The organism is Flavobacterium amniphilum (assembly GCF_023634845.1).
Taxonomy (GTDB): domain Bacteria; phylum Bacteroidota; class Bacteroidia; order Flavobacteriales; family Flavobacteriaceae; genus Flavobacterium; species Flavobacterium amniphilum.
In genome coordinates, this window is sequence record NZ_JAMLJL010000004.1 from 145,194 (window position 1) to 168,440 (window position 23,247).

Annotated in this window: 22 protein-coding genes; 1 reads left to right on the top strand and 21 read right to left on the bottom strand. The window is 34.9% G+C overall.

The genetic code is table 11. The features are described from left to right. Window positions 1-4: 4 nt before the first annotated feature. From NAT51_RS06235 to NAT51_RS06305, 15 genes are read right to left on the bottom strand one after another with little or no spacing between them, the layout of a single operon-like run. Window positions 5-1,021 carry a glycosyltransferase family A protein gene (locus NAT51_RS06235; RefSeq protein WP_250596628.1) on the bottom strand — a complete coding sequence of 339 codons (1,017 nt, stop codon included), beginning with the start codon at window positions 1,019-1,021 and terminating at the stop codon, window positions 5-7. Between the two features lie 2 nt (window positions 1,022-1,023). Beyond that, window positions 1,024-2,160 carry a glycosyltransferase gene (locus NAT51_RS06240; protein WP_250596629.1) on the bottom strand — a complete coding sequence of 379 codons (1,137 nt, stop codon included), beginning with the start codon at window positions 2,158-2,160 and terminating at the stop codon, window positions 1,024-1,026. Then, a complete protein-coding gene (locus NAT51_RS06245; RefSeq protein ID WP_250596630.1) occupies window positions 2,157-3,329 on the bottom strand; it encodes a glycosyltransferase in 1,173 nt (390 codons plus the stop codon). The genes NAT51_RS06240 and NAT51_RS06245 overlap by 4 nt, the downstream gene beginning before the upstream one ends. Beyond that, window positions 3,330-4,322, bottom strand: coding sequence for a glycosyltransferase family 2 protein (locus tag NAT51_RS06250; protein WP_250596631.1), 993 nt, complete (start codon window positions 4,320-4,322; stop codon window positions 3,330-3,332). Between the two features lie 11 nt (window positions 4,323-4,333). Continuing rightward, window positions 4,334-5,281, bottom strand: coding sequence for a glycosyltransferase family 2 protein (locus NAT51_RS06255; protein ID WP_250596633.1), 948 nt, complete (start codon window positions 5,279-5,281; stop codon window positions 4,334-4,336). Window positions 5,282-5,283: 2 nt separating this feature from the next. After that, complete coding sequence (locus NAT51_RS06260; protein WP_250596640.1) at window positions 5,284-6,198, bottom strand: glycosyltransferase family 2 protein; 915 nt, start codon at window positions 6,196-6,198, stop codon at window positions 5,284-5,286. Then, a complete protein-coding gene (locus NAT51_RS06265) occupies window positions 6,199-6,936 on the bottom strand; it encodes a DUF1796 family putative cysteine peptidase (protein WP_250596642.1) in 738 nt (245 codons plus the stop codon). Between the two features lie 15 nt (window positions 6,937-6,951). Then, a complete protein-coding gene (locus NAT51_RS06270) occupies window positions 6,952-7,887 on the bottom strand; it encodes a glycosyltransferase family 10 domain-containing protein (protein ID WP_250596644.1) in 936 nt (311 codons plus the stop codon). A 6-nt stretch (window positions 7,888-7,893) separates the two neighbouring features. Continuing rightward, complete coding sequence (locus NAT51_RS06275) at window positions 7,894-9,057, bottom strand: DegT/DnrJ/EryC1/StrS family aminotransferase (RefSeq protein WP_250596646.1); 1,164 nt, start codon at window positions 9,055-9,057, stop codon at window positions 7,894-7,896. Then, the gene (locus NAT51_RS06280) at window positions 9,050-9,976 is read right to left on the bottom strand and encodes a GDP-L-fucose synthase family protein (protein WP_250596648.1); all 927 of its coding nucleotides are present in this window, start codon (window positions 9,974-9,976) and stop codon (window positions 9,050-9,052) included. Before NAT51_RS06280 ends, NAT51_RS06275 begins: the two co-directional genes overlap by 8 nt. A 1-nt stretch (window position 9,977) precedes the next feature. Next, a complete protein-coding gene (gmd, locus tag NAT51_RS06285) occupies window positions 9,978-11,063 on the bottom strand; it encodes a GDP-mannose 4,6-dehydratase (protein ID WP_250596655.1) in 1,086 nt (361 codons plus the stop codon). Between the two features lie 11 nt (window positions 11,064-11,074). Next, on the bottom strand, window positions 11,075-11,857 hold the full coding sequence (locus tag NAT51_RS06290) for a class I SAM-dependent methyltransferase (protein WP_250596657.1): 783 nt from the start codon (window positions 11,855-11,857) through the stop codon (window positions 11,075-11,077). A gap of 1 nt (window position 11,858) precedes the next feature. Then, the gene (locus NAT51_RS06295; protein ID WP_250596659.1) at window positions 11,859-12,491 is read right to left on the bottom strand and encodes a CatB-related O-acetyltransferase; all 633 of its coding nucleotides are present in this window, start codon (window positions 12,489-12,491) and stop codon (window positions 11,859-11,861) included. After that, entirely contained in the window at window positions 12,475-13,797 is a 1,323-nt protein-coding gene (locus NAT51_RS06300; RefSeq protein WP_250596667.1) for an ABC transporter ATP-binding protein, read from the bottom strand. Before NAT51_RS06300 ends, NAT51_RS06295 begins: the two co-directional genes overlap by 17 nt. 47 nt (window positions 13,798-13,844) lie before the next feature. Continuing rightward, window positions 13,845-14,702: an ABC transporter permease gene (locus NAT51_RS06305; protein ID WP_250596669.1), complete on the bottom strand. Its 858-nt coding sequence runs from the start codon at window positions 14,700-14,702 to the stop codon at window positions 13,845-13,847. 188 nt (window positions 14,703-14,890) lie between these two features. Here NAT51_RS06305 and NAT51_RS06310 point away from each other — a divergent pair, with 188 nt between their 5' ends. Beyond that, window positions 14,891-15,628, top strand: a complete 738-nt coding sequence (locus tag NAT51_RS06310) for a tyrosine-protein phosphatase (RefSeq protein WP_250596671.1) — start codon at window positions 14,891-14,893, stop codon at window positions 15,626-15,628. Window positions 15,629-15,669: 41 nt separating this feature from the next. Here the strand turns inward: NAT51_RS06310 and NAT51_RS06315 are convergent, their stop codons facing one another. The 6 genes from NAT51_RS06315 to NAT51_RS06340 all read right to left on the bottom strand — a co-directional run bounded on the left by NAT51_RS06315 (window position 15,670) and on the right by NAT51_RS06340 (window position 23,247). Further along, the gene (locus NAT51_RS06315) at window positions 15,670-18,036 is read right to left on the bottom strand and encodes a GumC family protein (protein ID WP_250596673.1); all 2,367 of its coding nucleotides are present in this window, start codon (window positions 18,034-18,036) and stop codon (window positions 15,670-15,672) included. 8 nt (window positions 18,037-18,044) lie between these two features. Further along, window positions 18,045-18,839, bottom strand: a complete 795-nt coding sequence (locus NAT51_RS06320; RefSeq protein ID WP_250596675.1) for a polysaccharide biosynthesis/export family protein — start codon at window positions 18,837-18,839, stop codon at window positions 18,045-18,047. Between the two features lie 4 nt (window positions 18,840-18,843). Further along, the gene (locus NAT51_RS06325; RefSeq protein WP_394799688.1) at window positions 18,844-20,817 is read right to left on the bottom strand and encodes a polysaccharide biosynthesis protein; all 1,974 of its coding nucleotides are present in this window, start codon (window positions 20,815-20,817) and stop codon (window positions 18,844-18,846) included. A gap of 97 nt (window positions 20,818-20,914) precedes the next feature. Continuing rightward, the gene (locus tag NAT51_RS06330) at window positions 20,915-22,042 is read right to left on the bottom strand and encodes a DegT/DnrJ/EryC1/StrS family aminotransferase (RefSeq protein ID WP_250596677.1); all 1,128 of its coding nucleotides are present in this window, start codon (window positions 22,040-22,042) and stop codon (window positions 20,915-20,917) included. Next, window positions 22,035-22,655, bottom strand: a complete 621-nt coding sequence (locus tag NAT51_RS06335; RefSeq protein ID WP_250596679.1) for an acetyltransferase — start codon at window positions 22,653-22,655, stop codon at window positions 22,035-22,037. The genes NAT51_RS06330 and NAT51_RS06335 overlap by 8 nt, the downstream gene beginning before the upstream one ends. Beyond that, window positions 22,645-23,247: a sugar transferase gene (locus NAT51_RS06340; RefSeq protein ID WP_250596681.1), complete on the bottom strand. Its 603-nt coding sequence runs from the start codon at window positions 23,245-23,247 to the stop codon at window positions 22,645-22,647. Before NAT51_RS06340 ends, NAT51_RS06335 begins: the two co-directional genes overlap by 11 nt.

A 23,247-nucleotide genomic window follows, 5' to 3' on the forward strand; every position in this document is an offset into this window, starting at 1 on the left:
AACATTAATATTGTGATGCTTCTTCCTTACTCAATCCTTTAATTTTCAAATATAATTTCCAAACTGGTTTTCTAAAGATAATCTTCGAAAAAACAATTAAAAACAGTAAGCTCCAGATTTTAGGTTTATTTGCCTTTCCTGTTTTCACTCCTGTTAAAAAAGTTTTTCCATTATTCAGGTTTTTCAGCTTTTCATTCATCCATTCTTCACTTACATTCCCCATATGAAAAGCATAATTTTTTGATGTGGACAATCTCCACAAACCTAAATCAGTCGCTGGTTTATCCAATATAAGTTCTTCACTGTCTCCTCCAAGACTAAACTTAGAATATCGCTGTTTCAGGTTTTCAAAACATACTCCGTTGTAAGTGGCCACAAAATGACCTGCACCAATTAAAGCCCTAATTCCGTTTTTAAAAATAGTCAAATTCTTATTTAAGTGAATTCCCTTATACAACTTATCGTTTCCAATACTTTGAGCAAATGATTTCAATGCTTCTTTATCTTCCACTTTACTAAAAGACACTTTTCCGGAAAATAATGTTTTGGCTATTACGTTTGCTGTGTAATAACGTAACATTTTAGGATTAGGTGACGGAGAAACAACTCCTGCTTCCGGGAAGGCTTCAAAAACTTCGTAAGTAGCATTTTGCCAATCATTTTGAAACAAAACATCAGCATCGGTAATCGTAATCAATTCAAATTGGTGTCCGGTCAATCCTTTCAGAATTGCATTTAATTTACCAATTCCTGTGGTATGAATCAATTCCTGCAATCTCCCCTGACGGTATAAACCATCCAGGTATTCACTCACAACAGTACAACTTCCATTATTGACAACCGTAAAATAAGTTTTGGAATGACTGGTCTTAAAGAGTGATTCAAGACAGTACTTCAACACTTGTAAACTGTCTTTAAAATATCCTTCCTGATTGGGTATATACACAGGAATTATCACCTGATGAAAATACTCAGATGATGGTAATTCTTTGTCTTTATTTGGATTAAAGCCTATTCGCATAGTTAATTTTCCATTCGGTGGTATAAAGCTACTATTTTTTGCTGATTAACCGTATAATCAAGTCTTCCCTTTGCAATAACTCCGTTATATACAAAAGCATTTTGCAACATATCCTTATTATTTAATGCCTGTAAAATCAATGTTTTAATTTCTTCCACATCTTCGGCATTATTAATCAATAATCCATTGTGATTATGTTCAATTATTTCTGCCGTAACACCTCCAGGGTTGGATTGTATTGGAAAAGCTCCCATAATTATTGCTTCCAGAAGTGTATTGGGCATACCATCGGAAATACTGTTTCCGATATACACTTGCGTCTTACCCATCAGTTGCAGCAGTTCATTATGTTTTAACCCATTCCTGTCATACACTTGGAAAGGTAATTTATTTCCCTGAATGTAATCAATAACAGATTGATGTGCTCCGAAAACCACCACCTTCAAATCATCAAACCCGGTATAAATCTCTTTTAATGCTTTGACGACATTCAATCCTCTTCCCATCTCGTGTTCATATCCTTTTACCAGTATGATCCGGCGTTTATCGAAACTTTCACTGTATGGTTTAAACTCCTCCATATGAAAACCTCCTCCTCCGGGAATATCACCGCTATGCATGCCTTTAAAACCTAAACATAAAGCCAGATAATGATCCCTTCCACAATCGGTGTGCAAATAATTTATCCTATGCAAGACTTCTTTAATCTTAGGAAGATGTATTTTGGAATTCTGGTAAAAAAACAAATCACTTCCCCAACAGGAATAAATCCATTTTAGGTTAGGAAAACGTCGCATGGTTTTCAGTATCGGATAACTGCAATGTTGCATTTCGAAACTGTGCACCACATCCGGCCGGATTTCATTTATGATTTTTGTGAGGCATTCATCAACTGTAATTTCGAGTTTAGATTGGATGATATTGTATAGAAAAGGTATTTTTTTTCGCAGAAAATGCTCTCCATTAAAATAAGGTAATTTCCTTTTCTTCCAATTTGTGATTTGATGTAATTGTACCGAAGTTTCCATCGTACCTCTGTCCAAAACATCAAACCAAAACAATTCATGACCGCTTTCGGATAAATTTTCAATCCAGCGGATTACATGGATGGAAGGCATCGAAACGAAAAGTATTTTCATGACCTTGATTTGTTCAGTATCTGAGTTAATTTAGCAAAGTAATTTTCAGGGGAAAAATACTCAATTCTTTTGAGGTTCCTATTTCCTTCTTCCATTCGTTTTTCTTTGCTGTTAACCAATTCGATCAATTTAGCGCTTAATATTTTTTCATCATTCGGAATTAAAAAAGTAGAATCTCCAAGCAATCCTTTACACCCATCATGGTGAGTTGCGACAACAGGTAATCCGTAAGTCATGTATTCCATAACCACATTAGGCGTACCTTCTATTTGTGAAACTAAAACTCCTATATCAAGTATATTCAATATTTTATGAATACTAACTTCAGACAATAGGGAGACTTTGTTTTGCAAACCTGATTCGCAAACTATCTTTTCTAGATTTTTATATTTTTCTGCAGATTCTGTACTGTTGCTCTTATTTCCCAACAAAATTAAATGAACATTTGTCTTTCTATTGAGCGAAAGAAAAGCATTTAATAACAATTCCTGATATTTTTCAAGACGGTAATGAGCAATCATTCCTATAACAACAGCGTTTTCATCTATTGAAAACTCCTCTTTGATTTTTAAGGCGGCGAGATTCTCTCTTTGAATGGCTACATATTGTGGGAGGACATGTAGTTTATTTTCCGGAACTTGATAATACTCTCTAAAAACTTCCAATCCGTTTTCTGCATTAGCAATAAATAAAGGAGAGAATTCAACGGCTCTTTTTTCAAACCAGTCCCTGAAATAATTTTCAAGTCCCAATTGATGCCAGAAAGTATATTTTGCTCCTGTTTTCCTGTATATCAAAGCCGCAATTTTTGACGGACCGTTCATATACGGAATAATAATATCAGGGCGCATTTTTTTGATTTCAGAGGAAATTTTCTGTAGATATAACGAAGCACGGATCGCTTTTTTTAAATTTCGGATTGAAAGAGTATTTGTTACTGCCAAAGAAGGCGGACCAAAAAAATGAACTTTCTGAAGTCCGGCTTCATTCAAAAAATCATAAAAATCCTGATTATAATCATTCGAATAAATTGACACTACTTCAATTTGGGCATTATAATTTTCTTTGAGGTATTTAGCCACACCAAGCGCCTGTCTTTCGGCACCGCCAAGCAATGTATCCTTTATCAGGATGACAACATTTTTATTCTTAAAATCAAAATTTCCCACTTACTTATATAGATATTTTATGATTCTGAACACCCCTAATCCCTTAATAAAGCATAGTTTAAACAAAACATGCTGAACAAAATAACATTTAAACCATTGCCATGGATTAAGATAGTCATTTTGTGATAAAAAATCCAAGATTAGCTTATTTTGCATACGAAACGTATGAACATCTTCCAGAATAATTGACCTGAAAACTTTTTTATAAGATCCGAGCAATAATCCTTTAATCAATTCACTTTTAGATTCTTCAATGTTTTCAGTAATTAAAAAAGCGTCTATACTTTTTAAAAAATTACCGAATGATACAATCATTTTAGTTTTAGTTTCAATACCGGAATATTTAGACGTATAATCATCATCGTTCCTGTAATAACAGTCAACTGTTTCAAAAATTGCATAATTCTCTGATTTCAGCAATATTTTTACAGCCAATTCAAAATCTTCGTAATTCATCAGATTTTCCTGAAAGCCGCCAACTGATTTCAATACTGTTGTTTTATATACCGGTCCGGTTATGGGCCAAACTCCGTGCAATTGAATAAATGACTGTAAAGCGAGTTCTTCCGGAATACTCACCACTTTCTTCTTGATTGAATAATCCGGTTGATTTTGAAAACGTTGCATTTGAAAAACCAGAAAATCATTCTCTTTATTTCCTTCAAAAAGTTTTATTCTGTTTTCCAGACAATCGGTAGCAAGTAAATCATCAGCATCCAAAAAAACTATATATTCTCCTTTTGCTGCCCTAAGCCCTAAATTCCTGCTGGAAGACGGTCCTTTTTTCAATTTTCCATCTTTGGCCAGAAAAACAAAACGGTTATCTTTAGCAGTAAATTCATTTATTATTGATACCGAACCATCTGCAGAACCATCATCAATGATAAGGCATTCCCAGTTTGGGTAAGTTTGCGCCAAAACACTTTGAAGTGTATCCTTTATGAATTGGGCTTTATTATAGCTGGGAATTATAATCGAAACAGTTGGATTCAATTCAGTAATTTTTATCTAAACAAAATTGGGAAAAGTTTTTTTCTCTGCCTAATTAAAGGACAGTATTTAATCCATAGCATTGAGGCAAACAATTTTGGATTCCTCATAATCAAATGCATCCAATACGCTGATTCGGTCATGAAGCTATAATTTTCTTTTGACCGGTAATGAAAAAGATATTTTAACAACAAATCAACCTTGGAAATTGGCTGATTGTTTTGCAAAGACCAATGAACAACTGATTCATACATTGCATCCCGGTTTTTTTTGTAAACCTCTCCCTGATTGAAAACGTTGCCTTCATGCACACCTCTCATGGCAACCGGCTGACGGATTTCCCCTGCAACCAGTTTACAGCACAAAGCCATTTTCAAGATCCAATCAGTATCTTCCGCCACAATCAGATGTTGTTTAAAAAAACCAATTTTGTCTAAAACCGTTTTTTTAATTGTTAGACCGTCAATCGAAAAATAACCAATCCGGCCGTGCAATAAACATTCGAACAAATCATCGGAATTCACCGGTTCACTAACTGTTGTCAGTTCCAGTTCGGTTTGTTCATTTATCTCAAAATCCCTGTAAAAATGAACTCCGATCGCATTATAAACACCTTCGGTCTCAAAATCTGATGTAAACAAATCATAATCCGAAGCGAATCGGTTTTTCAAATAAAAATCATCTGCATCCAAAAAAGCGATAAAAGGTTGAGTCGATTTCTGCAAAGCTAAATTCCGGCTTGCAGAACGTCCTTTATTACTGTTATTTTCATGATGGTAAATTTTTATCCTGTCATCTTCTGTTTGTAATGACAAAAGGATTTGCAACGACTTATCAGTACTTCCGTCATTTACAACCACAACTTCTTTAACAGTATCATGCATCAAAGCCGACCTGACTGCTTTTTCTACAAAAGCAGCCGCATTATATACCGGTATGATTACGGAAACTGAAAAATCCATTTTCATTTTTTTAAGAATCTAAACCGGAAGTACCTTCTAAAGAGCTTCAATGCCGATACAAAAGATCCGTTTTTTATTAATTTGAAAATCAATTTGATGACAACACCAGACTTCAGTTTATTTTCTAACTTCAGTTTGTGTGCATATTCCAGAATAAGAACCGATTGCTGCTTACTCTTAAAATTTGAATACGCTTCAGATATCAAAAATTCAAAAAACCGGAGGGTCGCCTCATTTTTTAAAATCACATTATCCTTTTTGCCTGTAATACTGTTTTTTGAAACCCTCACAGAAACCATGGCTTCATTAATGGTAAATATAGTTTGATATTCTGTGAATTCCAGCCAAGCTCTGTCGTCAGAATGCCAGGCAAGAGGAAAATCATAGAACAAAATACTTTCATATGCTTTTTTGGAAAAAATATGCTCTGATAATGAACTTCTGGATTCACCCAGAAAATTTTTGAAATAAGAATCAGTTGATTTTTCAGTTTTGGGATGAAAATAAGGTTCATATCCCTTCAGTAGTGCGTCATTTTCATCAATATATTGAGACGCATACCTAACCACTTTACTTCCTGATCCTTTTATTTCGTCGAGATTTTCATAAAATTTTGCAACACAATTGCCCTGCAGAATATCATCATCTCCCAGCACCATAATCCATTCTTCATTTTGCGTCAAACCGATGGATCTTTCCCATTGTTTCACCAAGGATTTAGAACCTAAATTTGAAGCGAATCTTGTATAATGGATTGAGATTTCATTCTGGTATTTGACAACAACTTCATTTGGATCATCCGGACTGGCATCATCCCCAATATAAACATGAAAACGTTTATCTGTCTGCGAAGCAAGTGAATGAATTGTTTTCTCAAAAAACCTGCTGTTATAATATGGAATTACAATCGCCAGCATTTATGAAATTTTCTTTTTAACGATTTCAACCTTTGGAAATGTCTCCGTACATACAACTCCTAAATCATTCAATAGTTTTTTATACTTTGATTCGTCTCCCCAAATACCGAATTTTTCTTTTTCCCTCACATAAGCAGTCATCCTGCAGTTTGACAACGCATTAACCTGCTTGATCAATTCCTCACAATACAATTGGTTTTCGGAGACAGATTCATCATAACGCAGGTAAATCAGCAGTTCATCATCCGGTTTTAAAATCGTTTGAAATTCTTCAACAGATGCAATAAATTCATCAACTTTTGAAGAATCATCGAAATTCAGGCTCGTTGTATTATGTATAAAATAACAATTTCCTTTATTGTAAATATCTAATAAAATTTTGCATCGCTGCCCGATTTTTTCCTGCAATGGTTTATTTATAACCAAATCGTCAAAATGATAGAACAAAGCATCAGGATATGCCGAGGCAAACACTTTTTGCTGCTCGTTAATAGCTAAATCAAGCATAAAACGCGAAAAGGAATCCCTGATATTTTCAAAAGCATATTGCAAAGCTCCGGATGGTTTTGTATCCAACCAATCGAAAGGCAAACTCTGTTTCCTCAATTCCATTTTGGTCAGCATATAAGCCGGATGACAATCACAACCAATGGGCACAATGCTCTTTTTAGAGCGAAATTGCTTACTGATTCTGATTTTATAGACAAAATGCTTTGATGTCCAGAATTTCACATCCATAGTATTTGATTTATTCTATTTAGACCAATGCTTTCGTTTATAACTGGCCCATTTTATTTTTAACCGGTGTACATAACTCCAATATTGTTGCGCAACTGGTTTTTTGTTATTTTCGATTACTTGTGAAAGATGCTCCAATACTTTCTCATGTTCTTCTTCATGTTGCAATCTGTCAGGGCTGAAAGTTGATTCCATGATCATTTGAATCCCTAATTCATCATTTTGATCAATTTCGATTATTGCATTGATCAAATCTTCCTGAGAAGCATAATCATTAAAGTTAACGAACCTTTTGCCATTAAAATCTTTAGAAACCTTTTTATTTCCCCAATAAATCGGAATAGATTTTGCCAAAATGGGTTCCATTATTTTTTCAGTAGTATATCCGTCATGGACACCATTTTCAAAAGACAGAACAAATTTATAATCCTTGATAAATTCGTGTTTACTTTCCACTGGACCACCAACATTATTCAAATACTTTCCGCCTGAATCAACCTGTTTTACTTTGGACAACGCATGAAAAAAATCGATACGTTCCTTACAGTCAGGATTTGAAACCACCATACAGCAGAATTTTGTCTTCTGTTTCCAGATTGCTTCCGCTTCATCACGGTTTAATTTTATTTCTAATTCATCCAACATTTTATGATGGTCAATGTAAAGGGAATACAAAGGCAATCTGAAATGCCTTTTGGATGAATTATAATCATACGAAAAGGCAAAATCACAAGCAGATAAGTCAGGCCTTCTGTTTTCACCCATATACAAGATACGTTTACATTTGTATTTTAAATACTTCTGGCCAAAGCATGAAAAGAAGATTAAATCGGGATTTTCTTCCTCAATAATAACATTGTATTTCCGGATCAACAGATTGTAGAAATAATTATTGGTTTTATCAAAATCAGACCAAAAATCAACAAAGTTAACTTTTACAGTTTTCATCATTTCAGTTTAAAAGCTAAGTGTTTGATATAAATGATTGATTTCTTTTGTCAGGTCAACTTGGTGATTACCAACAAACAAACCGCTTTTATCCAGATAAGCTGCATTTTTCATTTCGCCGAAAATTTCATAATCAAAATACTTCAGTACTTCATTTTTTGTAAAATCCCCGGTAACGATAGGTCGGCAATCGATATGATTTTCTTCCAGTTTTCTCACTACATCTGTTCTTTTCAGTGAAGATTCAGGCTTAATAATCAAGCTAAATCCAAACCAACTGCTATTATCAAGATCTTTCTGGATATAAAAATCTTTATGATCAGCGAAAAGCGAAATAAACAATTGGGCATTTTTCCTTCTGTAATCTAAAAAAGAAGGTAGCTTTTTCAATTGTTCAACACCAATTACCCCACTCATTTCCACCGGTCTCACATTATAGCCGGGCAATAAGAAACGAAACGATTCTTCGAAAGCATTGTCACTTTTATCTGAAACTTTATTTTCTTTAGGCAGATGACGGGTCCAACCATGAGCTCTGAGACAAACCATAACATGAAACATTTCTTCATCATCGGTACAAATTAATCCGCCTTCCATGGTTGCCATATGGTGTGAATAAAAAGTTGAAAATGTACCTACTAATCCGAAAGTACCTGTTTGTTTTCCTTTATATTCGGCACCCATCGACTCACAATTATCTTCCATTAGGATAATATCCCGATCGCCTATAATTTCATTGATTGCGTCAAAATCGTTAGGATTTCCCAGAAGATTAACAGCTAAAATCATTTTGGTATTATCGTTCACGGCCAATTTCAATTGTTCAAGATCGAAATTGAGAGTATGCAAATCGACATCCACAAATTTCAATTTCAATCCGTATTGATGCAATGGATAATAAGTCGTCGACCAGGAAACGGCAGGCACTATTACCTCATCTCCTCTTTTCAATTTAGGTTGCTTGGTATAAAACATAGCAGCAACTGCAATCAAGTTTGCAGAAGATCCCGAATTCACCATCAAACAATATTTCGAACCTGTGTAACGTGCAAAATCTTCTTCAAATTGTTTTACGCCCGCTCCCATGGTGTACATATCTCTCGCAACTACACCGTTAATTGCTTCAATTTCTTTCTCATCCCAAGTAGAGGATGCTAACGGATACTTAATCATTTAATACAGCTGATTTAAAATATTCAACAGTTTTTTTTATTCCATCTTCCAATGAAGTTTGATGTTTCCAGCCAAAAGATTTTAGTTTACTATCATCGATCAGTTTTTGCTTCATTCCCACAGGTTTTGTCAGATCATGGATGAATTTCCCTTTAAAATCCAAAATCCCGGCAATTGCTTCATAATACTCATTAATAGTATAATCATATCCTAAACCAACATTGATGTTTTGTGGCATCGATTTAAAATTATCCAAAGCATAAAACACAAAATCAGCTAAGTCACCGGCATACATAAATTCCCTGCGGGCAAGACCATCACCCCAAATATCAATTTCAGGTGAATTATTTTGTTTGGCTTCGTATATTTTTTTTATCACTGCCGGAACCATATGGGAATGTTCAGGCTTGAATTTGTCGTACTTCCCGTAAAGATTACACGGAATTACGGTTTTATATTGAAATTCAGGATTTTCTTTGTTGATGTATTCACATAAACGGGTTGAGAAGATTTTAGCCAAGGCATATCCTTCATTTGTAGGTTCCAGTTCTCCTTGCAAAATCATTTCTTCCTTTAGCGGATTCTGGGCATGACGCGGATACATACAGGAACTTGCCATATTCATAAAGTTCTTGACATTATTATCTTTTGCAGCCATGAGGATATTTCGCCCCATGTCGACATTAGTCACCAGAAAATCAACAGGCCGTGCAATATTTGCCTGAATTCCTCCTACCAAACCTGCAGCATGGATAATACAGTCCGGTTGATTTTTCTTTATATAATTATCTACCTGTAAAAAATCTGTAAGGTTTAATTCGGAACTGGACGGTGTCAAAAAATCGTGGAAAATTGCTTTTGGATGTTCCAATATATTTTTTCCAACCATGCCATTACTTCCCGTTATTAAAATTTTCATTTTATTCATAACGTTGCAGGGAATCCCTGTCTTTAAAACGGACAACGTACTGTAAGTCGTGTTCCATCATGATTTTTACCAATTGTTCTATCGAAGTCCGATTCGGATTCCATCCCAATTGCTTTTTAGCTTTTGAAGGATCTCCCAATAAGGTTTCCACTTCAGCCGGACGGTAATAATTCGGATCTACTTCGATTAAAATCTTACCTGTGGATTTGCAGATTCCCTTTTCATCTTTCCCTTCACCCTGCCATTCCAATTCAATTCCTGCTTCTTTAAAGGCCAATTCACAGAAATAGCGTACAGAATACTGTAAACCGGTAGCGATGACATAATCTTCAGGTTGCTCCTGCTGCAACATTAACCACATGCATTCCACATAATCCTTGGCGTAACCCCAATCGCGCATGGCATCAAGATTTCCCAAATACAGTTTTTCCTGAATTCCGTGCTTGATCCGCGATGCAGACAAAGTAATTTTTCTGGTTACAAACGTTTCACCACGTCTTTCAGATTCGTGATTGAACAAAATTCCGTTTACGGCATACATACCATAAGATTCACGGTAATTTTTAGAAATCCAGAAAGCATATAATTTAGCGACACCGTATGGTGAACGCGGATAGAAAGGAGTTGTCTCCGTTTGAGGTACTTCCTGTACTTTACCATACAATTCGGAAGTAGAAGCCTGGTATATTTTTGTTCTATCAGTCAGATTACAGATACGGATGGCTTCCAATAGCCGCAAAGTTCCCACTGCATCAGTTTCTGCCGTATATTCAGGCATATCAAAAGACACTTTAACATGCGATTGTGCCGCCAGATTGTAAATCTCATCCGGTTGTATTTGTTGCACCAACCGAATAAGACTTGTTGCATCGGTCATGTCACCGTAATGCAATTTAATTTTTTTATCTTTATGCAAATCCCTGAGAAGAGATTCAATATATAAATGTTCGATTCTTTCGGTATTGAAGGTTGAACTTCTGCGGATAATTCCGTGAACTTCATATCCTTTTTCCAACAACAGTTCTGCCAGATAAGAACCATCCTGACCATTAATACCGGTTATTAATGCCTTTTTCATTGATCTTCAAATTAATTATCAGCTAAAACTTTCTTTTTAAAATCTTCAAACGACAGCAAGTTCAAGCTATCTTTTCTGTTGTCTTCAAAAACTTTAAATTCATAATAATCGTTATCTACCTGAGACGGTTCTCCCAGATTTGTTTTTTTACTGATAACGCCTATTCCCCAGTCAGTATCTACACAACAACTGTAAATTTCTTTTTGTTTTCTGTATTTGAAAAAGGCTTTCCAAGTGGTTCCGTTCCAGAAGCCTTTTGAAGGCGAAAGCATGTAAGAATAAGTTTCCGAAGCGTGAAATTCGGTTGGCGGATTACAGTCATGCAGTACAATAAAACCAGAATCAGAAATAAAATCCAAGGCGTTTTTGATGTCACGGTCAACTTGTTCAGCCAAGTGTAGACCATCAATAAAAATCACATCAAAACGAATATCCTTATTTAATATTTCCCCATTATTCAATTTTTGGAAAAACTCATCGCTGGTAAATTTAAAATCTACCGGATTTTCTTCAAATTCGATTCCCGGATCAACACTGTACTTTTCATTAACGTTTATTTTATTGAAGTTATCATTAGGGTTTCTAACTCCAATTTCAAGATATTTTGAATTAGCTCCGGTTGTACCTACCAAAAAGTTCAGAATATCTGTCCGTGTTGGTGTTTTAGCAATTTCCAGCATCGTTTTTTTATGCCCGTCCTGATGATAAAAATCTTCTTCAGTCCTGTCAACATATCTTATGACTACTTTTTCCCTGGTAAATAATTTGGAAATTTTTTTTATAATTCTCTTCATATTATCCTTGATGATTCTTTACAATATTTTTTATTTCATCAGAGCACAGATACCCAACATTTTTTCTGATTTCGTCAATTGGCCAATCCCACCATTTACTTTTTAACAATTGTCTGATTTCTTCATCAGAAAATCTTTTTTTTATCAATTTTGCTGGATTGCCACCCCAGATTTCATAAGGCCCGATATTTTTTGAAACTACAGATCCTGCAGCGATTACAGCTCCATCATCAATTTTGACACCTGAAAGAATCATGGCTCCGTAGCCAATCCAGACATCGTTCCCAATTTCTACATCCCCTTTTGTGGCAGGATGTCCTGTAATGTGATTAGCTTCTTCAAAATGTCCGGGTATGTCATTAAAAGGATAAGTCGTGACCCAGTCAGTTCTATGGTTACCTCCCAGAAAAATTTTCACTTCACCTGCAATGGAACAAAACTTTCCGATTTTCAGTTTAGCTGCGTCATTTTCAAAAAGCAAAAGGGGATTGCCATATGTATAATCGCCAATTGAATGGTTTTTATAGGCATCAAACTCATTGGTAAAAAAAACAGCAGCCTGTTTTTCCTGTTTTAAGCCCTCCTGTTTACCAAAAAATAGTTTTTTGACTGTCTTTTTAACTTTTTTCAGCATAGTTATAACTCTTGATACTCCATTCCAGTTTTGGTCGGATTAAGCCCGGCCAATACCCTACGAATTCCCTTTTCACTCCTGTTTTATAGTCAATTTCATCCAGAACCCTAAAAGTCAACACTTCATCAAGTTTCAAATGAATCATGTTTGGATTATAATTACCTATTGCAATGTTTATAGAATACTTCCCTTCATTTAAAAAATCAGCCGGAATAATGCAACTTGTCGCGTTTATGAATTTTCCTTGTTTTTTAAAATCCCATTCAGGTGAATTAAATTCATTTGTGGAGAATAACAGATTTTCATACTCATTTATTACCTGAACAATGGCAGTATTTTTATATTTTTCATTGAAATCGTAATATTCAATGTCTATTTTAATCTTCTCCGAAGATGCAAAGGTATATTTTAAATTCCCTTCACAATCAGTTATCGAAACACTTTTTATTCTCGCAAATTCATTTCCTGGAGCTTCTTGGAAGTTATTCCATTCATTAGATGAAATAACTTTTGTATTTTTTGAAATATAATCTTGGATAGCTAATTGTGTAGAACCTTGATACGAGATTAATCCGTTTTCAAGAACAATGCTTTTTTGGGTCAGTTTTTCAATCGCATTCATATCATGGCTCACAAAGAGAATGGTTCTTCCTTCGCCTTTGCTCACTTCATTCATTTTACCAAGACATTTTTTTTGGAATTCCGCATCACCAACAGCCAAAACCTCATCGACTATTAAAATTTCTGATTCCAAATGAGCTGCCACTGCAAATGCCAAACGCACATACATTCCTGAGGAATAACGCTTCACCGGAGTATCTATATAGCGTTCGACTCCTGAAAAAGCAACTATTTCATCAAATTTACGGGTAATTTCATGCTTCCGCATTCCTAAAATAGCTCCATTGAGATAGATATTTTCACGACCGGTCATTTCAGGATGAAAACCGGTACCGACTTCCAATAAAGAAGCAATTCTCCCACTGGTATAAATTTTGCCTGTCGAAGGCTGGGTAACTTTACTTAATATTTTTAAAAGCGTGCTTTTCCCTGCTCCGTTCCGGCCAATGATACCTACCGATTCTCCTTGTCTGATTTCAAAATCAATATCACGCAAAGACCATACATAATCACTTTCTCCTTTTGATGAACGATCATTAGCTTCCCCAATTTTTAAAAAAGGATCTTCTTTGCCTTTGAAATTATACCACCAACGCTTCAAATCGTCTTTAACAGTCCCACTCCCGACCATTCCCAGACGGTATTGTTTGGATATTCCTTCAGCTTTTATAACTATTTTACTCATTGATTTTCATAATTTTTTTACTCGTCGTCATCCCTTTGCCCATAATATCAAACTGTATCCATAAATGACTTTTGCACTTTATTGAATACAATAACACCGAAAACCAAAATTACTATCGCAAAACCTGATGGGTACAACAGTGTAGAGAAAGAAAAATTCCCAACACCGAGGTAAGCGTATCGCATATAATCAAACAAGGCCACCAATGGATTGAGACGGATTAGCCACTGATAATTTTCAGGAATTGATGAACTTGGATAAATTACCGGAGTTGCATACATAAAAAGCTGTACAGCAAATCCGATTAACATATTCAAATCCTTATACTTTGTAGTCATGGATGACAGTATAAGACCAATTCCCATTGAAATAATTGCCATTATAAAAACAATTAATGGTGTTAAAAATATCCAATTGTTAGGTTGGATATTTCCTAGACAATAATAATAAATAGCAAATATCAGAAACATCAGAAACTGTACGCCAAATTTCATCAGATTCGAAATAACAATGGTTAACGGCATTATTAAACGTGGAAAATACACTTTACCAAAAATACCGGCATTTGCATTAAAAACTCCAGCTACAGAAGTCAGACAAGTTGAAAAGTAATTCCACAAGGTGATTCCTGCCATATAAAAAACAAGTTTTGGAGCACCGTCTGTAGATAATTGTGCAACATTTCCAAAAATAACCGTGAAAGTAATTGTCGTTAATATAGGTTGGATAAAAAACCAGAGAGGCCCAAGAATCGTTTGTTTATATACTGTAACAAAATCTCTTCTTACAAACAAAAAAAGTAAATCCCTGTAGTGCCAGATTTCCCTTAAACGCAAATCAAACAACGAATTACGAGACTCTATCACATGATCCCAATGATCTTCCTGCAAAGCTTCCTGCTCCATTTTTAGGCCTATTATTTATCCTGCAACTTAGCAATAAAAAGCATGGAAAACAAGAACAAAAGCAGCGAAAATAACAATAGCAAAACGTACAGATTTTCCTTCAGCAACCAACCTGTATGTTAAAAACAAAATCTTTATTTTTTATAACAACTTTCTATTTCGCAATTCCATACATTTGCAAAAAAAACATGCTATTCTTTAAAAAAAATAAAGTCCGCCTTAAAGATATTATTCCAAGCGGTTACACCGACATTCACTCCCATTTATTACCCGCAATTGATGATGGGGCTAAGAATATAGAAGACACCTTACAACTGGTAAACAGTTTGAAAAGCTTCGGATTTGAATCTTTTATAACCACACCACATACATTCAGTGGTTTTTACGACAATACCAAAGCCGGAATCCAACAAACCGAATCTGAAACAAAGATAGCACTCGAAAAAAACAACATTCACAACAATTTCAAAGCCGCTTCAGAATATTTACTGGATGACCATTTTATCAGTTTGTGCAAAAAAGGAGAAATCCTGACACTTAAAGACAATCTGGTTTTAGTTGAAATGTCTTATCTGAACGCTCCCATACATTTGTACGATTTACTTTTCGAAATGCAGGTTGCAGGATACAAACCTGTATTAGCACATCCTGAACGCTATATGTTTTATCATAAAAAAATTGATGAATACAAAAAGTTAAAGAATGCAGGATGCCAGCTTCAACTGAACTTATTATCTACAGTTGGCTATTACGGAAATGAAGTAATGGAAGTTGCCAACCAGTTACTAAAAAATAATCTGATTGATTTTGTTGGATCAGATGTTCATCATCAAAAACACATCGAATCTTTTAGTAAAAAAATTGAGATTAAGGAAGTTGAAAATTTGAAAAGCATTATCATAAACAACCAGTTTTTCAAACCATAAAAAAAAGGGACTTTTAAAAAGGTCCCTTTTTTATTCTATGATTATCCCAGGAAGCTAAAAATCCTGTTAAACCAGCTCTTTTTCTTTTCTTCTCTCACACCATAACCATATCCGTACCCATAACCTTTGGTAACATCGGTATCATTAAGCAACATACACATACTTGGAAGTTTTTTATCCTTGTATAGAGATTCAGAAATTCTCAACATTTCTTTTTCTAAATAGTTTGCCCTAACAACATAGATAAAAGCATCAGCGAATTTAGAAATCAACAAAGTATCTGTAACTAAACTAACCGGAGCCGTATCGATAATTATGTAGTCATACTGTTTTTTCAAATCTTCGAACATGGTTTCCAGCTTAACACTCATCAGTAATTCAGCCGGATTTGGAGGAATAACTCCAGCCGGGAGAATATCAAAACGCTCGTATCCGTTTTGGGCTACAATATAATCTTCAATAACCGCATCGGTAGTTGAAAGAAAATTAGTTAGGCCTCTCGAAGGTAAAGTTACATAATCATCAATTCTTGGATTTCGGACATCCATACCGATCAGTAAAACTTTTTTACCTGAGATTGCAATTGTTGCAGCCAGATTAACAGCAATAAAAGTTTTACCTTCAGCCGGTAATGTAGAAGTCAACATAATAGTTTTTGCTTTATCCCGCTCTGTATTATTAAGGATAAATTCCAGATTAGTTCTTACAATACGTATAGCTTCTGCCGAACTAGTCCTACTATCGGATTTAATAATTTCATTATGAGATTCCGAGTGCGGAACATCACCGATAAAAGGCACGCCCAAATGATCAAGATCATGTCTGTCTTTCACTTTTGTATCCAACAAACCTCTCACATAAATAATCGAAAAAGGAACAAGCAATCCTAAAACTAATGAAATCAGGTAAATTATCTGTCTTTTAGGGGAAACAGGCATTTTTGGAGAATAAGCTTCGTCAACAACTTTGGAGTTAGGTGCTGTACCCGCAAGAGCTATAGCCGTTTCTTCCCTTTTCTTAAACAAATACAGATACAACTCTTCTTTAATTTGCTGTTGTCTGAAAATATTACGAAATTCTCTTTCCTGTTGAGGCAAACGTGATATTCTTCCCCCAAGAACATTTCCCTGATTTTGAACATCCCTATCCTTTACAGCTAATGAAGATTTTAAACGTAATAAGCTTTCATTAATTGAATGCTTTAGAGCACTGATTTTATCATTTGTTCTAACTACCAAAGGATTTTCAGCAGTTGAACTTTTAAGTATTCTGTTTCTTTCTACAACAAGGTTATTATAGTTACCGATAAGTTCAGCAGCATTTACATCAGAAGGAACAATATTAGCAGGAATCACATCCGAATCAGAATTTGATCTCATGTATTGAATCATTAGGTCCACTACTTTAATCTGGGTTCCAATGGAAATTTCCTCAGCTTTAAACTCACTTGCACTTTGAAGGTTCAATTCCGCTTCAGTAGGTAAATCGGTTATTTTGTTTTTCTTTTTATAACTCTCTACATCTTTTTCAACACTACCCAACTCATCAGTTATAATAATCAATCGTTCATTAATGAATTTAGCTGTCTTTTCAGAAATTAGATTTTTATCGTTAATTGCTTCCCTATTGTAAATCTGAACTAACTTATTAAGAAAATCTTCAGCTCTTTTGCTCACCTGATCCGTTATTGAAATCTCTACAACGTTTGCAAACTTCGAAAGAGTCATCACATTCATTCTTGCCTTAAAGTTATCAGTAGTAGCCTTAAGATTCGAAATTTCTATAATTACCTTTGATTTTTTAAGCGGCTCCGGCTCATCATATTCATTTAGAACAACACGTCTGTCGATTTTATAATCTCCTAAAGGTTTTGATTTTATAATTTGACCAAAAGTAAATGTCCCTATTTTATTATTATCCTGATTAAACAAATCAAATTGGTTAGCCGAAATAATTTCAACATTTAATATTGTATCTTTCTTATACAATCTCCCTTCTTTATTAAAAAAATCAATTTTAACAGGGTTGCCTCCATATGCATCAGAAGATTTGATACGTCCTTCTGCAATATAACGAACATTGAATTCTCCTTCCTTAACCGTTTTATCAATTAACTTACGGGATCTTAAGACTTCTATTTCGTCATCAATTTTATTTTTGGTCCCTGAAAAAAGTTCCAAATCCTGAAAAGCAGATAATTCTGAAGCAAGATTACCTCCTTTATCATCTTTAATTAAAATAGTGGTTGTTGATTTATAAAGAGGCACCGAATAACGCAAATACAATTTTGCCAATGCAAAAAAGGCCAGAACACTCATTAAAAACCATTTCCAGTGGATTAAGTATTTAAATAATAAATCTCTCAATTTCAAAGAGTTTTCCTCTTTATTATTATTGATAGGCAACATACTTAAGCTTAGTTTTTATTGATTAGGAGTATTGAAAAAACAGCCGAGGATATCAAAGAAGCAATTGAAATCCAAACGGTTGTATTCTGGTTAAATGTTGAAGAGCTGCTTTTGGCTCCGTTTGGCTCAACATAAACCATATCATTCTGTGACAAATAATAATAAGGTGAATTTATGAAATCTGCTTTTGTAATATCAATCCGTCCAACTGTCTTTTTTCCCTGAACTTCTCTTACAACCACAACATTATTTCTTTTTCCGTAAATTGTTAAATCGCCGGCCATACTCAACGCTTCTATCAAGGTAACTCTTTCACTGTTCACTGGATAAGTTCCGGGCCTGTTCACTTCACCCTGCACCGTAACTTTATAATTCATGATACGGATATTCACAATAGGATTTTTGATATACTGAAGCAGTTTATCTTTCAATTGTTTTACAACTTCGTCTTTTGTGAGTCCGCCCATTTGCATTTGTCCTAAAATAGGAAAATCAATCATCCCTTTTTTATCCACCAAATACAACTGTTGCTGACGCTGGGCCATTCCTGCCTGCCCATTTACAGTTGGAATATTTTCTGTAGTAAGGTTAAAAGGAGCTGCAGCTTCTGGATCTGGAGCAGAAACAATAATTAACAATAAATCATCAGGTTGAATAGTAGGTTCAAAACTTGAGCCATCTAAAGCTGATAAATGGTCTATATTTTGAAAATAAGCAATATTTTTTTGCTGACTGCAGCTGTTTAATCCGATCATAGCTGACATAAGGAGAAAAACAGCAACAATCTTGGGTAATCTGATCATAATTTTAATTATTTTTTTTATCTAGGATTTCAAAAATCGAATTCAAACTTTTAAACTCAGGCACTAAAATCTTCATTTTGGTAACTACCAAATGATTGTTATATTGTGAAGCTGCTTCTAAAATTTCGGTAATTGACAAAGAAACATTTTCAAAATAATCAATTTCTTCCTGCGTTACCATTATTTTATCATGATGTGTAGGCAACGTCTTCGAGGTGTCATTTAACAATTCTTCATACAGTTTTTCACCGGGACGCAAACCTACGACTTTTATTTTAATATCACTATCCGGAACATAACCTGCCAGTCGAATCATTTTTTTGGCCAAATCATAAATTTTGACCGGTTTCCCCATATCAAAAATATAAATCTCACCGCCATTGCCCATAGCTCCGGCCTCCAAAACAAGTTGGCACGCCTCTGGGATTGTCATGAAATAACGTATAATTTCTTTATGCGTTATTGTAACCGGCCCTCCTTCGGCAATTTGCTTTGAAAACAGAGGAACAACTGAACCATTAGAACCCAACACATTACCAAATCTGGTGGTAATAAATTTTGTGGTTCCTTTATTTCTCTTCAGTTCATAAAAATACAATGACTGTACATATTTTTCTGCAATACGTTTACTGGCTCCCATCACATTACTTGGATTTACTGCCTTATCAGTGGAAACCATCACAAATTTTTCAACACCAAACTGCAATGCAAGGTCTGCAAGGTTTTTAGTCCCGAGTACATTTACAAAAATTGCCTGTGACGGATTATCCTCCATCAAAGGGACATGTTTATAAGCAGCTGCATGGTATATCAGATTCGGCCTGTATAATTCGAATATTTTTTCAAGACCGGTTTTATCCCTGATATCAGCAATAATAGAGACAATATTTGTTGCAATATGTAATTTCTGAAGTTCTAAGCTCAGATTATGTAAAGGCGTTTCAGCCTGATCCAATACGATTATCGTATTCGGATTAAACTCCATCACCTGACGTACAATTTCACTCCCTATTGAACCGGCTGCTCCGGTTATCAAAATCGTTTTATTTTTCACTTGTGACGATATCACCTTATTATCCAGCACAATAGGATTACGGTCAAGCAAATCTTCAATTTGAAAACTCTTGATTTTTTTGGAAATTTCCTTTTGGTCTTCCCAGTTTGAAATCAAAGGAACTGTATAAACTTTCAGATTGTACTCAAGACATTCGTCAACGATAGCTAATTGTTCTTCTTTCGAAAGCCCTTTATCAGCAATAATCAAAGCCTTTGCATCGAGTGACCTCATTACAACCGAAATCTTTTTCTTTTGATTAATGATAGGTAGTCCCAGAATCTGTTTCGATTCATTATGACTGTATTTATCGATAAATCCCAACAATTTAAATCTTCTTGGAATTTCAGACTGCAAAGCATTCGATACTGAAATTGCATTTGCATCAGCACCATAAACCAAAGCATTGACTAGATTTTCACCCTGAATCCCTTTAAAATAAACTTCAAACACTTGTTTCACAAGAACCCTGTAAAGAAACAGCAGGCAAAATGAAAAAATGATATTAATCAGTAATGCAGTAGACAAAAATAAATTCTCCTTATACAGGATTGAAAAACCTAAATTAATCAATACAAGAAAAAAGAAAGTTATAACCTGTGAAAACAATATTTTTATGGCATCGATAAAAGAAGAATGCCTTATAATTCCCGAATAAGTTTTAAACCACCAGAAGAAGAAAATATTAAACCCAAAATACAGTATGACTTTTAAACCGTTGTGTTTACTACTAAAATACTCAAGACCAATACCTTTAAACAAATAAAAAGTAACTGCTCCCGAAAAAGCAATAGCAAAAACATCCAACAACAGAATAACCCATCTTGGCAAATAACCAAGATTCTTAAGGTTAAATCCATTTCTGTTAAGCATTAACAACTGCTTTACAACCGATTTTAAGGTAGCTTTCTCTTCAATATTCAAAACAACAACATTTAAAAACCATCACATTAAACTCCAATCCTTTTTAAATCAACCAATTACAAAATTGAAAAATTACAAAAAAAGGCATAGCAAAATACTAAAAAAATTGTTGCAAGACGGTTTTTATGCGGTTTTTTTCTTCATTTGTTAAATTTGAACCTGAAGGCAGACACAATCCTCTTTCGAATATTTTTTCGGAAACATCACCGCCATAATAAGGTGAATTTTCGAAGACCGGCTGTAAATGCATTGGCTTCCAAAGTGGTCTCGTTTCAATATTTTCTTTATCAAAAGCCAATCGCAAAGCCTCTCTTTGCTCATACGACTCAAACAAAACAGCACTAAGCCAATGATTTGAATAATAATCAGAAGTTGGTTCTTTTAAAATCGTTACATTTTGAACATTCTCAAAACATTCCTGATAAAATCTGTTCATTTCACGGCGTAATCCAACATGCTTATCTAAAACTTCCATTTGACCTCGCCCAATACCGGCACAAACATTACTCATCCGGTAATTATATCCAATACTGCTATGTTGATAATGAGGCGCGTTGTCTCTTGACTGTGTTGACAGAAAAACCGCCTTATCTTTCAATTCTTTATTTCTCACAACCAAAGCACCACCTCCGGAAGTTGTAATGATTTTATTTCCGTTAAAAGACAGAATACTGATATCTCCCAGAGTTCCGCACTTTTGATTTTTATAAACACTTCCCAATGCCTCAGCACTATCTTCAACCAAAGGAATATCGAACTTATTGGCTACTGCTCTAATTTCATCATATTTAAAAGGCATTCCATATAAATGCACTCCAATAATTGCTTTCGGTTTTTTCCCTTTTGTGATTCTGTCTTCAATAGCCTTTTCCAAAGAATCCGGGCATATATTCCAAGTATCCGGCTCACTATCAACAAACACAGGTGTGGCACCCAAATACACAATCGGATTTGCTGATGCTGAAAAAGTCATGCTCTGGCAAATCACTTCATCACCAGCTTCCACTCCTAACAAAATCAAAGCAAGGTGCAACGCTGCAGTTCCCGAACTTAATGCAGCAACATGTACGTCATCTCCCAAGTAATTTTCAAGATCAATCTCAAACCCGTTAACATTTGGTCCTAAAGGAGCAATCCAATTAGTATCAAATGCCTCCTGTACATATTTTTGTTCGTTTCCTCCCATATGAGGGGAAGAAAGCCATATTTTTGAATTATTACTCATTTGCTTTAATTTTAATAACCTTTCCGGGATTACCTACCACCACTGCGTAATCAGGAACGTCCCGAATAATGACTGCTCCGGCACCAATTACGGTCCACTTGCCAATTTTTACATTTTGAATTACACTTGCTCCAATACCAATCTGACTTCCTTCACCAACAAAAACTCCTCCGGCCAACGAAGCGTTTGGTGAAACATGCACATAATCACTTATGACACAATCATGCTCTACAACTGCATTTGTATTAACTATCACATGTTTACCTATTGATGCTTCCGCATTAATCACCGCACCCCCCATTACAACTGTCCCTTCATCAAGAGAAGCATGTCTTGAAATTATTGCATTAGGATGAACAGCAGTAGCGAATTTTACGTGCATTAAATCAGTTGCTAATTTCTTTCTGACTTCATTATTCCCAATAGACAAAATCATTTGAGAATCACTTGAAAAATTCAGTACATCCCTCCGGACAACTTCCATCCCCATAACAGCACAACAATTCGGATTATCATCTATCACATAGTCAACTACCTGATTATTTCTCTCCAGAATATCAATAATAACCTTACTATGGCCGCTTGCCCCGTATAAAATAATTTTATTCCCCATTAAATGGCTCTATTGTTGCTGCATCAGCTGCATTGATTCCTTCTTTTTTAATTACTTTAAGAAAAGTCCTGAAAATGATTTTGACATCAACTAAAAATGAACAATTTTCAACATACCAAACATCATAAGCAAACTTCTGGTCCCAGGATATAGCATTTCTTCCATTAACCTGTGCCCATCCAGTAATCCCGGGCTTCACTTCATGTCTTCTGTTTTGAAACTCATTATAGAGATGTACATAACTTGTTAACAGAGGCCTTGGCCCTATCAGACTCATATCTCCCTTCAAAACATTAATCAGTTGGGGAATTTCATCCAATGAAGTCTTTCTGACAAACTTTCCTACCGAAGTAAGCCTTTCTGAGTCATGAAGCAATTTACCGTCAGCCCCCCTCTTATCATTCATTGTTTTGAATTTATAAATCTTAAATATTTTGGTATTTTTACCCGGACGCTCCTGAATAAAAAAAACTTTACCCTGATTTGCCACAAACAAAAAACAACAAACCACCACAAAAAGAGGAAACAATAGCACTAATCCTATAAAGGAAAACACAAAATCCAGCAAGGGTTTAATGATTTTTATATACAT